The sequence below is a fragment of the Rhodococcus sp. NPDC060176 genome (assembly GCF_042728675.1).
In the GTDB taxonomy this organism is placed as follows: Bacteria; Actinomycetota; Actinomycetes; order Mycobacteriales; family Mycobacteriaceae; genus Rhodococcus_F.
Genome location: NZ_JBHWYS010000002.1, coordinates 730605 through 744836, shown reverse-complemented (window position 1 = coordinate 744836; position 14232 = coordinate 730605). Strand labels below are relative to the sequence as shown.

Annotated in this window: 13 protein-coding genes; 3 read left to right on the top strand and 10 right to left on the bottom strand. The window is 62.0% G+C overall.

Going from position 1 to position 14232, the window contains the following annotated elements:
• Positions 1 to 18 precede the first annotated feature (18 nt).
• Together ACFWEM_RS11800 and ACFWEM_RS11795 are read right to left on the bottom strand one after the other, a co-directional pair.
• The gene (locus ACFWEM_RS11800) at positions 19 to 696 is read right to left on the bottom strand and encodes a phosphonatase-like hydrolase (RefSeq protein WP_378533706.1); all 678 of its coding nucleotides are present in this window, start codon (positions 694 to 696) and stop codon (positions 19 to 21) included.
• Between the two features lie 25 nt (positions 697 to 721).
• Entirely contained in the window at positions 722 to 1849 is a 1128-nt protein-coding gene (locus ACFWEM_RS11795; RefSeq protein ID WP_378533704.1) for a TIGR03364 family FAD-dependent oxidoreductase, read from the bottom strand.
• Positions 1850 to 1945: 96 nt separating this feature from the next.
• Between ACFWEM_RS11795 and ACFWEM_RS11790 the strand changes: the two genes are divergently transcribed.
• A complete protein-coding gene (locus ACFWEM_RS11790; RefSeq protein WP_378533701.1) occupies positions 1946 to 2689 on the top strand; it encodes a GntR family transcriptional regulator in 744 nt (247 codons plus the stop codon).
• A gap of 101 nt (positions 2690 to 2790) precedes the next feature.
• Positions 2791 to 3642 carry an SDR family oxidoreductase gene (locus tag ACFWEM_RS11785; protein WP_378533699.1) on the top strand — a complete coding sequence of 284 codons (852 nt, stop codon included), beginning with the start codon at positions 2791 to 2793 and terminating at the stop codon, positions 3640 to 3642.
• A 15-nt stretch (positions 3643 to 3657) separates the two neighbouring features.
• Here ACFWEM_RS11785 and ACFWEM_RS11780 read toward each other — a convergent pair whose 3' ends face one another.
• The 7 genes from ACFWEM_RS11780 to ACFWEM_RS11750 form a co-directional block, all read right to left on the bottom strand.
• Positions 3658 to 4785, bottom strand: coding sequence for an FAD-dependent oxidoreductase (locus ACFWEM_RS11780; protein ID WP_378533697.1), 1128 nt, complete (start codon positions 4783 to 4785; stop codon positions 3658 to 3660).
• A 9-nt stretch (positions 4786 to 4794) separates the two neighbouring features.
• A complete protein-coding gene (locus ACFWEM_RS11775; protein ID WP_378533695.1) occupies positions 4795 to 5481 on the bottom strand; it encodes a TetR/AcrR family transcriptional regulator C-terminal domain-containing protein in 687 nt (228 codons plus the stop codon).
• 264 nt (positions 5482 to 5745) lie between these two features.
• Positions 5746 to 6906 (bottom strand): serine hydrolase domain-containing protein, encoded by a 1161-nt coding sequence (locus tag ACFWEM_RS11770; protein ID WP_378533693.1) that lies wholly within the window; start codon positions 6904 to 6906, stop codon positions 5746 to 5748.
• A gap of 138 nt (positions 6907 to 7044) precedes the next feature.
• On the bottom strand, positions 7045 to 7950 hold the full coding sequence (locus ACFWEM_RS11765) for a hypothetical protein (RefSeq protein WP_378533691.1): 906 nt from the start codon (positions 7948 to 7950) through the stop codon (positions 7045 to 7047).
• Positions 7951 to 8094: 144 nt separating this feature from the next.
• A complete protein-coding gene (locus ACFWEM_RS11760; RefSeq protein ID WP_378533689.1) occupies positions 8095 to 9453 on the bottom strand; it encodes an L-serine ammonia-lyase in 1359 nt (452 codons plus the stop codon).
• Positions 9450 to 10664 (bottom strand): amidohydrolase, encoded by a 1215-nt coding sequence (locus ACFWEM_RS11755; protein WP_378533687.1) that lies wholly within the window; start codon positions 10662 to 10664, stop codon positions 9450 to 9452. The genes ACFWEM_RS11760 and ACFWEM_RS11755 overlap by 4 nt, the downstream gene beginning before the upstream one ends.
• 68 nt (positions 10665 to 10732) lie before the next feature.
• Positions 10733 to 12076 (bottom strand): DUF3100 domain-containing protein, encoded by a 1344-nt coding sequence (locus ACFWEM_RS11750; protein WP_378533685.1) that lies wholly within the window; start codon positions 12074 to 12076, stop codon positions 10733 to 10735.
• Between the two features lie 147 nt (positions 12077 to 12223).
• On the opposite strand from ACFWEM_RS11750, the gene ACFWEM_RS11745 reads away from it, so the two are divergent.
• Complete coding sequence (locus ACFWEM_RS11745) at positions 12224 to 13210, top strand: Lrp/AsnC ligand binding domain-containing protein (protein WP_378533683.1); 987 nt, start codon at positions 12224 to 12226, stop codon at positions 13208 to 13210.
• 37 nt (positions 13211 to 13247) lie between these two features.
• On the opposite strand, the gene ACFWEM_RS11740 is transcribed toward ACFWEM_RS11745, so the two are convergent.
• Entirely contained in the window at positions 13248 to 14213 is a 966-nt protein-coding gene (locus tag ACFWEM_RS11740; RefSeq protein WP_378533680.1) for an endonuclease/exonuclease/phosphatase family protein, read from the bottom strand.
• Positions 14214 to 14232 lie beyond the last annotated feature (19 nt).

Here is a 14232-nt window from a genome sequence, read left to right as displayed (position 1 = left end):
CCTTCTTCGGAGGTGAGATCAGGGGTGGGTGAGGAGTTCGGCGAACTCCGTCACGGACGGGACGATGTGGGTGGCACCGGCGTCGCGCAGTTGTTGCTCGTCGTGAGCGCCGGTCAGAGTTCCGGCAACTATCGATGCGCCGGAGCGAATGCCGCTGAGCACGTCGTTGGACGTGTCGCCGAGTACGGCGATCTGGTGGACGTCGTCGATCGAGAGTTTGAGCAGCGCAGTCAGAATCAAGTCAGGGAACGGGCGACCGCGACCGGCTTCGGCGGGGGAGAGGGTGAGATCGGCAAGGGTTTCCCAGCCGAGCGCGACGAGGAGTTTATCCTGCGTCGATCGACTGAACCCGGTGGTCAAGGCAACTTTGATGCCGGCCTCGCGGAGTGTGGTTATCGCCTTCTCCGCGCCGGGGATCGGCTCGGCGAGCCCCTGGTCGATGAGGGAGTCGTACGTGGTTTCGAAGGCGGCGTTCGCGGCCTGGGCGCGGTCTTCGTCACCGAAGATCGCGCGGAACACGACGATCTTCGACTGGCCCATCGTGTCGAGGACGTACTGGCGAGCGGCATCGGCTTCCGGGCCTTCGTCGGGCAGTCCGCCGGCTTCAGCGGCGGCAGCGAAGGCGCGAAGAACCAGTCCGTCGTCGGCGACGGTGGTGCCGGCCATGTCGAGAACGGCAAGGGTGATGGGAGACATGAGAAGTCTTTCTTGTCAGAAGGATTCAGAGACCGAGCTGGTCGGCGGTTTGTTCTGCCAGTGCCGGGCCGAGCGTCATACCGCGGCCACCGGGGCCGGCAACCACCCAGACGTTGTCGGCGGCCTGTGCGCGGTGAACCAGTTGTGAGGGGTCGAGGCACTGGCTGTAGACGCCCGCCCATCGCTTGACGATGGGCGGAAGATCGCGTCCCAGAAGTGTTTCCACCACTGTGGACAGATGGCGATAGGGCGCCTCGTCGACGTCGAAGTCGAACGGCTCCTCGTACTCGTGGGTGTCGCCGATGGTCAGCCCGCCATGCAAGCGCTGCACGCACAGGAGCTGCATGCGGTGCGCATCGGCAGTCGGTTCCTGCGGCTGCACGGTGCGAAGGTGATCGAGGGCCGATCCGGCGAAACCGGGGTAGTAGCGGAAGCTGTCGCCGTCTGCGATTGCGGTGGTGAGCTTTTCGCCGAGTGGGGCCGTCTGCATCATCTGTAGGCGCACACGGCGCAGGGGGAGATCTCCGGCGAGATCGCGAGCCAATCCACCGAGTGTTGCTCCGGGGCAGACGATCACGAGATCGGCGTCGAAGTTGCGGCCGTGGTCGTCGCGGATGTGTACGCCGGTGCTGTTCGTCGTGATCTCACGAGCTTCTGTTCCGGCATGGAAGGTGTAACGGCCGCTGGCATCGAGATGCGACCGGATGGCGGGGAGCGCTTGCCGTGATTCGACTGCAGCGTCGAGGCTGCAGTGCAGTCCACCCAGGAACTTCCCTCGGAGTGCTGGGTTGACGGCACGAACGGCGTCGGGATCCAGGAGCGCGAACCCTCTGTTGTGAGCGTCCGGCCGAGAGAACGCTTCCTGCGCGACCGCGACTTCCTCCTCGGTGCGCATGAGGGTGATCGAACCCGCCGGTCGGTATCCGACGCCGGGGACACGGGCGGAAAGGTCTGCCCACAACTCGCGCGAGCGTAGCGCGGCTTCGAGTTCGTTGGGAGCTCGCCCGGATACCCAGACGAGTCCGAAGTTCCGTACCGTGGCACCGCGGGCTTCCGGCTCGCGTTCGAGATGAACAACCTCATGTCCCCGGCGGATTGCCTCGTCGGCGTGCGCCGTTCCGAGGATTCCTCCGCCCACAATCAAAATTCGCATGTAGAGATAGTGACGTTTGGTCTAGACCAATAGGGGGAATCGAGACGAACTCCAGGTTAACAATTGGTATAGACCGAATTCTTGTACGCTTGCGCCATGAATCAGCAGACGTCCACCGGGCCGGGGACCTCGAGCGTCGTGATCGAGCCGGAGCTGAAGTACTACCGCGTCCGCACCGAGATCGAGACCATTCTCAGTGGGCTCGCGGAAGGTGATGCCGTCCCGTCGGAGCGGGAACTGGCATCGCGGTTCACCGTCGCTCGTGAGACGGTCCGTCAAGCGCTTCGCGATCTGCTCGTCGAAGGACGGATCGAGCGGCGTGGGCGGGGAACCGTCGTTGCGAGTCCGAAATTGGTGCAGCCCCTTTCGCTTCGTTCCTACACCGAGGGCGCGCTGAGCGCTGGGCGAGTGCCCAGTCGTGAAGTCGTGACCTTCGAACGAATGTCGGCCGACGACGGTCTCGCCACCGAGTTGGGTATCGAGGTGGGCGACACCGTCGTTCATCTCGAGCGTGTCCTCTTCGCCGACGGCGAGAAGATCGGGCTCGAATCAACGTTCTTGCCGGACAGCAGATTCGGTGAGATGCTCGACGCCTTCGACGCGACGACATCGCTGTACGCTGCCATCCGCTCCATCGGCGTGGTCTTCGCCTCCGCTACCGAACGAATCGAGACGGTACTTGCCTCACCGCGGGAGGCAACGCTCGTCGAGTCCACGACCTCGATGCCGATGCTTCTGCTGCACCGGACCTCCGTCGATCCGGAGGGTGTGCCGATCGAGCGCGTTCGTTCGCTCTACCGCGGCGACCGTATTGCCTTCTTGACGACTCTGCGCGAGTAGTCGGGGCGTTGAGGGGTTCTGCTGGTACCCGGAACGGCAGGCACTCCCGCCCTCATGGAACCTGGTCTGTACTGGACTCGTCAAACGAGAGGACAGTACGCATGAGTGACAAGAAGGTCTGGTTTGTTACCGGCGCAGGCCGGGGCATGGGAGTCGACATTGCGCGGGCGGCCCTTGCCGCGGGGCACGCAGTGGTGGCAACCGGGCGTGATGCGGACCGTGTCGCGGCAGCGATCGGTGAGCATGACGACCTGTTGATGATTGCCTTGGACATCACCGACGAACATGCCGCATATGCTGCGGTGGACACGGCAGTTGCACGATTCGGTGGAATCGACGTGCTGGTGAACAACGCCGGAAACTTCTACGCCGGGTTCTTCGAAGTTGTCAGCCCGGCGCAACTTCGCGCTCAGATGGAGACCAACTTCTTCGGGCCGACAAATGTGACACGGGCGGTGTTACCAGTGATGCGTCGGCAACGGAGTGGACACGTCGTGACCGTCAGTTCTATTGCGGGCCTGCGCGGTCAGGAATTTTGCGGATCCTATGCTGCGTCGAAATTTGCGTTGGAAGGCTGGATGGAGTCCTTGCGATTCGACGTCGAACCGTACGGTATCGGCACGACCGTCGTGGAGCCGGGATTCTTTCGCACCGAACTGCTCGTCGAAGGTGCGTCGTCGATCTGGCCGGAACTGTCGATCGCCGACTACGACGCTCGGACCGGCGAGACCGTCGAAGCGTGGAAGAGTATGAACGGCTTCCAGGGCGGGGATCCGGTAAAACTTGCGTCGGCGCTTGTGACGCTTGTCGATTCGCCGTTACCTCCACGTCGTTGGGTTGCCGGAGCCGACGCGGTATCCGCGGCTGAGCAGAAGGCCAACGAATTGCTTGATCAGGTCGAAGCCCACCGTGCGCTGTCGTCGTCGCTTGCTCATGACGATATGACGATCTAGCCGGAAGCGGTCAGGTCACCCATGTGCGTTGAACATGTCCAGGAGCCCTTGGGGTGCGTTCTCGCCGAAGCACATGTCCAGACCATCAGCCGACTGTTGTGCCGATACGGCACTGCGCGGGAAGAGTCGCTCTTCGTAGGCAGCGAGTCCTTCCTCCGCGCCGCTGTGTGACGCGATCGCTTGACCGAGTTCGGCGCCGTCGAGCATTGCCAGGTTCGCGCCCTCTCCGGCAAACGGCGACATGACGTGGGCCGCGTCCCCGAGCAGAGTAACCCCGGGAGTGCGGCTCCAGCTGTGTCCGATGGGAAGGGCATGGATGGGACGAGGGGTCAACGAGCTGTCCGCTTCGACGATCATCGACCGGAACGACTCGTCCCAGTCCGAGAAGTGTTCCAGCAGAATCTTCTTCGCAATGTGGTCGTCGGAGAAATCGACGCTCGAAGCCCAACTCTCGGGAACTCGGAGGGCAGCGTAGATGTGCAGACTGTTGTCCGTCTCACGATGGGCAAGGAAGCCCTTGTCGGCACTGAGCGCGAACATCATTCCGCCGCCGACTGTTTCGGCGGATTCCGCGTGCTGGTTGTCAGCGTCGTGGAGGTCGAACTCCACGAAGGATATTCCGGTGTATGCAGGGGTGGCGTGTGAAACCAGTGGACGGATTTTCGACCACGCACCATCGGCGCCGACCAGAAGATCGGTGGTGAAGTGGGAGCCGTCCGCGAGATGAACTTCGTGTCGACCGTCCGGCAGTGCATGCGCGCCGCGCACTTTGGCTCCCCAATGGACGGTGTCTTTCGGCAGCGATCCGAGTAGTAGGTCGCGCAGTTGCCCGCGGTCGACTTCGGGGCGGTCGCCGTCTCCCTTGTCCTCCTCGCTCAGGTGCACGACGGCATTTCGATCGAGAACGCGCATCTGTTCACCGCCTTGATGAACGAGTGCGCGGAACTCGTCGTACAGACCGGCGGCACGAAGTGCGATCTGGCCGGAGTCCTCGTGGATGTCGAGCATCCCGCCTTGAGTTCTGGCCGTCGGTCCGGATTCGAGATCGAATACCGCCGAATTGATTCCGTGCTGATGGAGGACTCGGGCGAGCGTGAGGCCACCGAGGCCGGCGCCGATGATTGCGATGGGGTAGTGGTTCATGGTGGGTTCCTAAGAAGTGAGTGGGGTGTTCTCGATGCCCGTGATGAGCGTTCGGAATCCCCAGGAGAGGCGTGCGGTGGGTTCACCGGCAAGTAGGGCTGTGGAATGGCTCGCGACGAGGGGGTGCGTCTGCGGGTCTGCGTGCTCGATTGCGTCGGTCAAGGCGTTCCACCGGGCGTCCGTGTCCGAGACGTTGTTCGGCGCCGAATGCTCGGCAGCAGTGGACGTCGCGTACTGAAGTAGGAGGTCCACGCCCCAGGCGGCTTGAGCCGAGGGAACCGTGCCCTCGTCGAGCAATGCCAACAGGCGTTCGAGCAGGCGTACGTAGTGAACTCCGCTTGGCCGCGAAACAAGAGCCGACTGGGCAAGGCCGGGATGATCGAACAATACGGCCGTGTAGGACGTCAACACCCGTTCGAGGCGCGCTTGCCAAGTGCCGGAAGTATTTTCGGCGAGGTCGACGACTCCGAGCAGCTCATCCAGAACCGCGGCGTGCAATTCGGCTGTGTTTCGCACGTACACGTACAGCGACGCGGGTCCGGTGTCGAGTTCCAGGGCGAGTCGACGCATTGTCAACTTCTGTAGCCCCTCCGAGCGCAAGATATCCACCGCCACACTGACGATGCCCTTGCGTGTCAGTGCGGGTTTGGCCGGGCGATTGCGTCGGCTCGATGGACTTGCTGGGTGAGTGGGCATGGCTCCACCATACACGAACATGTTCGTTACGAACATGTTCGTTGGATCACGCGATGGGCTGCATACCCGTTCCACCGGAAAGCATCGCGATCGTCAGCAGGATGCCGCCGACAATCCCCACAAGCGGGTTGTCACTGTTGAGTAGCCAGTCGTTCAACGATCCCATGAGCGCCTCTTTCGGGTTCGATCTGTCGATGATCGAGCCTATCGACAGATCGAACCCGATATGTCACTTTTATCCGATTGTCGGTTGGATCGGAGTGATCAGCCGTAAACGTGGTCCGGGCTGATCAGCTTGGTGATGGGCACCATCAGAGCGCTGGTCAGGTCGGTCTCGCCGTCGATGTCGGTGTTGATGAAGACGACCAGGGTGGTGTCCTTCTCGGGCAAGTAGACCGAGACTGTCTTATAGCCCGGCAGGCTTCCGTTGTGACCGATCCAGCCGCCGCTGTTGAACAATCCGAGTCCGTACCCGGAACTGTCGTCCCCTTCGCTCAAGTTCACGGTTTGCAGGCGCTGCTTCTGAGTGTCGTCGGTGAGGAGATCGCCCTTGGCCAAGGCCGGAACCCAGATGCGCATGTCGTCCAACGACGAGATCATCGCACCCGCGGCGCCGCCCCACGACGGATTCCAATCCGTTGCCGCGGTCACGGATTCGTCGAGCGTTTGGTTGGTGTACCCCTGTGCGTGCGGGTTCGGGAACGCGTTGGTGGTGGGAAAGCTGGTGTGCTCCATCCCGAGTGGTGTCGCGATCTTGGTGTCGATGACTTCCGACAGTTTTGAGCCGGAGACCTTTTCGATCACCATTCCCAGCAGAATAGTGTTGGTGTTCGAGTAGTCGACGGTGGTTCCTGGTCGAACCTGAAGTGGGAGATCCTTGACGTACCCCACGAGCTCTTCAGGTGTGAAAGCTCGGCGAGGATCCGAAAGATATTCCATGACAAACTGTTCGGACGTTGTGTAGTCCACAAGGCCGCTGCGCATCCCCGCCAGCTGGCGCAAGCTGATCGCATCACCTTCCGTGACGCCATCGACGTACTTGGAGATCGGATCATCGAGACCGATCTTGCCCTCGTCGACCAACTGCAGCAGGGCAGTCACAGTAAATGTCTTGGTGACGCTGCCGATCCGGTGGTAGAAGTCGGTTTCCATCGGTGCTTTGGTTGCCGTGTCCGAGACTCCTGCAACCTTGACATAGTTGCCGTCGGGTCCCCAAATGCCCACCATCGCACCGGGAATCCCGGTCGAATTCACCGCTGCGTCGATGATCGAATCGAGCTGGTCGGTGACGGCAGAGTCCATGACCTTGTCGGATGTGGCTGTCGGATTGTCTGTGGATTTGTCCGTGCTGCAGCTGATTACAGCGGCGACAACCATGGCGCTGCACAAGCCGACAAGCATGATGCGTCTTGCTCCGATTTTCATGAGTCGAACTCTGCCTGCCCGACGAGGCGTGCACATCGACCCCCGGTACGGCTGCCGCAGTCCCCAGGTACCTCCTCAACCGGTACCGGGGGACTACGGAACCCCTGCCTGAAACCCTCCCTGAACCCTTGACTTGGGTCAGAGTCCGCCGTCGAAGAACGCCGCCAGCGCGGGTGCCGGGTCGGCCGCGGTGCCCGTATTTGCTACGCCGACAACGATCAATCCCAGCGTGAACAGTGCAATGAGAAGACCTATCGACCCCAACCCGAGCCTCGCTCGTCTGTCGGATCGCGCCGTTCTGGCGAAGCGCACCCACACGACCACAGCCACGGTCAGTGAAAGTACTGCCGCGATCAGCGCGATCACCGCCATGGCCAAGTGATACTGCGCGAAGTCGTTGATCATCAGGTCGAGGGCAGGGCTTTGCTGGTTGCCGGTGCCCGTCGTCTGAGCGAGCTGTTGGCGGACCTGCCCGAGAGTTTCGGCGAGTTCCCCGTCTGCCTCGCCCACGGGCAGCATCGAGATCAGCGAAGAGAAGGGTGCAACGACACCTTGGACATTGGCCATCACGAGCACCGAAGAAAACATCGCGAGGAGCGTGACCAGCCCTCCCGCCGAGACGAATGCGAGTTTCTTTCCAGCCGTCAGAGGGCCGGCGTTCACGAACGACGCCTTGAGCATGCGGCCGAGTGCGAGCAGAACCGTCAGCAGGATTACCGCGATCACTGCCTTGGCCACGTGGTACCGCATCCAGTAATCGACAGCGGACTCCAAGCTGGGAGAGAAGGCTTGGACACCGGAACTCCAGTGCTCGACGAACGCGGCACGGACCGTCTCGACGAGTTCCCCCTGGTTTGCATACCCATCGCCCGGCCTTCTGGTCAGCATCCCCGGGCCGAAAACGAAGGCAGCGGAGATAACGGCGACCAACGCGATCAGCGCGGCGATCTTGCGACCGGAGGACTGCGCTGAGCGCGACGGCCCCGCAGTGTTGTGCAGTGGAGAATTGTGCAGGGGGATACCTCCAGCGTGATGAGCGATCATCCGGTCACCGTCCACAAAGTCATGTCCTCGAGTGTAGGAATCGGTGCACCGGAGTTCATCGGACGTGGGGATGATGTTTTTCGCGATGGCCTCCGCCCTCGGTCGGATGCAGCGAAGGGAAATCTTCGATCACGCGTGACTCTGCTAGCACTCGACCACGTTGACGGCGAGGCCGCCCTCACTGGTTTCCTTGTAGCGCACGGACATGTCGTTTCCGGTTTGGCGCATGGTTTCGATGACGGTATCGAGGCTCACCACGTGCGTTCCGTCGCCCAGGTATGCGAGTTGAGCCGCGGTGACCGCAGTCGAAGCAGCGACGGCATTTCGTTCGATGCACGGGATCTGGACCAGACCACCGACCGGATCGCAGGTCAGGCCCAGATGGTGTTCCATGGCAATCTCGGCGGCATTCTCGATTTGTCGTGGCGATCCGCCCATGACGGCGCACAGACCGGCCGCCGCCATCGCACAGGCGGCTCCGACCTCACCCTGACACCCGGCCTCCGCGCCGGAGATCGAGGCATTCGCCTTGATGATCGATCCGATTGCGGCCGCAGTGAGGAGAAATGTCCGAACGTCGTGAACGCCGGCGCCGGTCGCGCGTATGTGGTGGTAGAGCACCGCAGGCACGATGCCTGCCGCACCGTTGGTCGGGGCCGTGACAACGCGGCCACCTGCTGCATTTTCTTCGTTGACCGCCATGGCGTAGACGGTCAGCCACTCGCGTGAGGAGGGTGCGCAGTTGCGTTGTTCCAGTTGGCTCTTCGCTGATTGTGCTCGTCGGCGAACTCCGAGTTTTCCGGGCAGCACACCGACGGTATGCATGCCGCGCTCGATGCAGGCGCGCATCGCGGACCAGATTGCGTCGATCCCGGCGAGCGCTCGGTTCTGGCCGTGCATCGCGATTTCGTCTGCCAACGCCAGTTCGGTGATAGTTCCGGAGCCACATTCCGCCAGTAGCTCTTTCGCGGTGCGGTAGTGGGAGTCGATCGGGTGCGTGGGTTCTGGTGTCTGCGCTCCCGTGCGCACTACGAACCCGCCACCGATCGACAGATATGTACTCGTGTAGACGATTTCGTGACCTTCGAATGCCGTCAGGGTCATCGAGTTCGGGTGCCCGTGCCGGCGAACGAGCGGTTCGAACACCATGTCGTCACGAGTGAAAACGACGTGTCCGAGTGAGCCACCGGCGAGCATCACCGATCCACCGTCCGACAGTTCGGCAAACGGGCCGTGCACGTCGGCGGGCTCGCACGTTTCAGGATCCAACCCACGAAGTCCCGCGATCACGGCGTCGGGAGTGCAGTGGCCAATACCCGTGGCCGCGAGAGAGCCGTGCAGATTGCAGCGAATTCGGTCGACCGGATCGGTCAATCGGGCAGATTCGAGTTCGCCGACAAAAGCGTGGGCGGCTCGCATCGGACCGACTGTGTGTGAACTGGACGGTCCGATGCCGATGGAGAAGAATTCGAGAGCGGAAACGTAGACGCCATTGGTGCTCATTCGGCACTCGTGACGGTGGTCGCTCCTGACTCGCGCTGGGCCGCAATCGTCAGTAGATCGGAGCGAGAGTCTCCGGTAGCGGCTCGGATCACCGTGCGCGCCATTGCAATTGCTCCGTGTAGAACAGCTTCGTCACCCGCTGAGGAGCGGGCATCAGCGGCAAATTCGATCGTGTGAGGAACTCCGGTGACACCGCGCAACGCGATCATCGGGTGGATCGAGGGAACCGCCTTCGAAACGTTGCCCATGTCGGTCGAACCACCGGTCAGGGGAGTTCGGGCGGCCGCGATGCGGCCCAGGTTCGCGATCTCCTCGTCCCAGATAGTTGCCAACACCGGATGTTGAACCAGTTCCTCGTAGCGAGGTTCGGCGCGTTCGGTTGACCAGGCGCAGTCGCTGGCCACCGCGCCGCCCTCGAAGCAGGCGAGCATTCGACGTTTGGCGTCCAACAGCACCTCGAGATCTGCGGCCCGAACTTCCGCTCGGACCAGAGTCGAGGCCGGGATGATGTTGGTAGCTTCTCCGCCGTGTTCGACGTAGGCGTTGAGTCTGACGTCGGAAGGGAGCTGTTGACGTAGGAGTCCGATGGCAACCAGTGCGATCGTGGCGGCGTCACCTGCGTTGATGCCCTTGTGTGGTGCGGCGGCCGCGTGTGCGGCCCGTCCGGAGTAGGTCACGTCGAAACGATCAACTGCTTGCGTTCCGGTGACAGTGCAACTGACGTCCTCACCTGCAGCGCCGTGGACCATGATCGACATTGCCGCGCCCTCCCACGCGCCGCGTTCGAGGAGCAAGACTTTCCCACCGCCGTGTTCTTCGGCCGGCGTACCGAGGAGGACAACAGTCAGCCCGTAGTCCTCCGCGACCTCACCGAGCGCGATGGCTGCGCCCAGTCCGGCGGCGGCGATGACATTGTGTCCACATGCATGACCGATGTCGGGGAGGGCGTCGTACTCGGCGCAGACGACGACGCGGAAAGGGCCGGAGCCCCGAACCGCTTCGAATGCCGTCTCGAGGCCGTAGGCGGCGCGAGTAACCGTGAAGCCGGCTTCCTGCGCGGCGTCGGCCAAGAGGGCCGATGCACGATGCTCTTCGAATGCCAACTCCGGGTGAGCATGGATGGTGTGGCTGACGTCGATGAGGCGTGATGCCCACTTCTCGATCGTGCTCGAAACCGAGTCTGTGGGGGTGAGGGTGTCAGCGATGGACATGGATATTGCTTCCTTTCAACGTCTTTGGTTCCCAGTATCTTTGGATCGCGGTGTCTGTGGTTGCAGTTCTAGTGCCAGAGGCCGAGCGCGAACTCCGCGACGACCACAGAAAGGAGGTACGAGGCGAGGATCGCGACGATTCCGACGGGGACGATCTTCCAGCCGATCGTCTTGAGCAAAGGGAGGTCCTTGCCGAGGCTGAGACCTGCGACAGTCAAGGTGAGGGTGCAGATCGAGAGAAAGTCGACAGTACCGACGGTGCTCGAGACGAAATCACCGATGGGGGACCATGGCGTGGTCGCCAACGCGCCGATGGTGATGATTGCGATCATCGCCGCGATCTTTCCGCGTGTCAGGCGGGCGACGCTAACGCCCAGGAGCAACAAGCCGGTGAGGATCAGGTATCCGACGATGATCGAGCGAGACATCCCACCCGCCGCGATCGAGGAGACGATGACTCCTCCGACGAACAGAATCGGAATGACAGTTGCCAACGGCACGGTGACGCTCGGCGCAACTGCTCGGGGAGCAGTCCGGGCTTTCTGTTCGGTGGTCACCTTCGAGCGCTTGGTGAGTGCGCCGTAGATTCGATCAGCAAGGGGGAGCGCGACATACATGCCGACATACACGCCCAGGAGACCGGTGATGATGTTGGATGTGGCCGCCACGGCGAGTACCTGATCGGCCATCTCGGGGTGCGCCGAGACGACGCTCGCGGCAGCGGCGGCCATCATCGAGCCGGATCCGACTCCAGCGCCCATCGCCAACGCGAGGGGGTCGAAGATGTTGAAAGAGGTAGCCAGCGATGCAATCAGGCTGATCAGCACGGCACCGAAGAGCGTGCCGAAAACGTACATCGACAGGACGCCACGGTACTGGTCGGAATCGGGGCCGTATCGTTCGCTGACCATCGCGAAGGAGCCCTCACGGTCGATGGAGAACGTCGCTCCGACGGTGGCCGGTCCCATTCGAAGGAGTACAGCCAGTGGGAGTGCGAGCGCGATCGTGCCGAACAAATGTCCCAATTCCTGTAGCAGGAGTGCGGGGCCGGCGTCGAACAACAATTGGATGTTCGGGCCGATGGTGAAAGACAGTCTTGCGCAGAGCAAGAGAACCGCAAGACCCATGATTGCCGACGCTGCGGCCTGAAGGTCGAGGCCTAGGGGTTTCCACTTCTGGCTCGAGACGACACCGCCGGCGATCAGTCCCCACACCATGGGCAAGATGGTGATAGCGGCAGCGCCGACGGGAATCACTGCGGGGCCGATCAGTTGGGCGCCTGCCGCAAGAGCGAGGAGCAGAATCACCACGATCCACAGCCGTGGCGATCTCATGCCGAAAATGACCTTCTGCGTCGTGGCTGGGGCGCGAACCGGAGAATCGTCATGCGAGACGGGAAATGCTTCGGTCATGTCGGTGTCTTTCTCGAGGGGCGAACGAACGCAAGACGTGAGCGTTCTCGAGGTTCAGGATTTGGTGGAATATTGATGTCATGAAGTTAGGATCAACGCGTTTCGATCCTGTTTCGGTGCAGGATTTTTCTGAAAGTGAGGTCCCCGGTGCAGGATCAGATGCTCAAGGACGAAGATCTTCGACTGTTGAACGCATTGCAGATCCGGCCGCGAGCGTCGTGGTCCGAGCTTTCGCGCGCCATTGGTTCCGATCCGGTCACGCTGACCAGGCGTTGGGAGCGCCTTCACTCGCAAGGGATTGCCTGGATCGCTGCCTACCGTGGGGCCTCCATTGTGTCGGCGACCGCACTTCTCGAGATCGAATGCGCTCCGGCGCAGACCCTGCGCGTTGCCGAACAGATCGCACACGATCCCGAAGTACTCACAGTCGATCTCACAACTGGCAATCGGGATCTGTTCGTCACCCTCACGTGTACTGACCTCGACCAATTGTCCCGGTACGTCTTGGAGCGAACACAATCGCTGCCGATGATCACCGCGATGCGAACACAGATCGTGTCCTCGGCGAACTCCGACGCCCGAAACTGGCGTTTACGTGCTCTCGACGCGGACGAAGTTGCCGCGCTCGAGTCGACCCCGCCGTCGAAGATTCGCGGTGTTCGTGCCAGCGAAGAAGAACAGTCGCAGCTGTTCGAGATCCTTTCTCGTGAACCACGAATTACTATCTCTGCCCTCGCCGCAGTGCTCGGAGTGACAGCGGCTCGCGCCGGGGCGCTCTTGTCGCACGAGCTGTCGACTGGGCGGCTGGTCGTCCGCACGGAGATTGCGCGGCCATACTCCGGCTGGCCGGTCTATGCCTGGTACTTCTTACGTCTCGACGCGCGAAAGGAGGCAATTGCCCAGCGCCTTGCGCACCTGCGAGAAGCGAGGCTTGTTGCTTCGACTATCGGCAGCTACGACATCGCACTGGCAGTGTGGCTTCGCTCGATCGACGACGTGCAGCGATTGGAAGGTTATCTCGCCGAACAGTTCCCGGGCGTATCCGTGGTAGATCGATCGATAGTCCTGCGCACGCCGCATCACCTCCATCGGACGATAGATGTGTCGGGTCGGAGCATGCCCAGGCACGGGTGAGTTGCACCGTATTCGTGCGTGGCGGGATGCTCCCTGCCTACTCGGGGATGGTCACGTCGACGATCAAGCCGTGGTGATCGGAACCTTCGATCTGGATTCGCTCGAGCGACTTCGCCTGTGCGCCGCGCAGAACTACGTGGTCGATGCCGACTATCGCAGGGAATCGCTTGTCGGCGGGGTAGGTGGGAACGATGCCGACGCCCAATTGATCTGCGGCGTCGGAGTAGCCGACGTCGAGGAGGTCTCGGAATTGTTTGTGCATGAAGGTCGTATTGAAGTCACCACTGACGATGACGTTGTCCTCGGCGGCAGCGGTGTCGAGCGCGTTCCGGAGAGTGCTCAGCTCGGCAGTCCACACGTCGGGCGGGGTGACGTACGCCGGCCCGGGGTGCACCGCCAGAAGCGTGAACGGAGTAGAGAAACCTACTGTTGCAACCAGATTCGTGGGTCCGAAGCCGTTCAGCTCTCGCGTATCCGTCAGCGGGAAGCGGCTGTAAATTCCTGCTCCACCACCGCCGGCGTTGTCCGGCATCGAGAAGCGGTACGGCAAAAGTTGTTCGAGGCCCTGATCCCGCAGGGATCCTTCGAGTGATTCGGTCAATTCCTGAACTGTCAGGACGTCGACTGCCTTCTCGCGCACCGTCGCAGTCAAACTGGCAGGGTCTGCCTGCCCGAACAGAAGATTCGCCTGCATCACCCGCAGGGACGGCCCGCCGATTTCGGAACCGTTCGCGACGTACAACGGGCTGATCACCGAAGCGCCGATCGCGATGAGCGCAACCGAGATCGCCAGGAGGATCCAGCGCCGAAAGGCCAGGCAGATCAGGGACGCGACGAGTGTGACGGCAAGCAGAATCGGGACGAAAGAGGCCACGGCGATCAACGGGTTGATCGGTTTGGAGGAGTACAGCGCGATCAGCGCGACAACGCCGACGGCAATACCGCCCACGCCGGCGACCTGAGCGATACGGCGTGCCGGCACGTTGTCCGTCGTGAATCCCATACCGAACGGTACCCAAAAC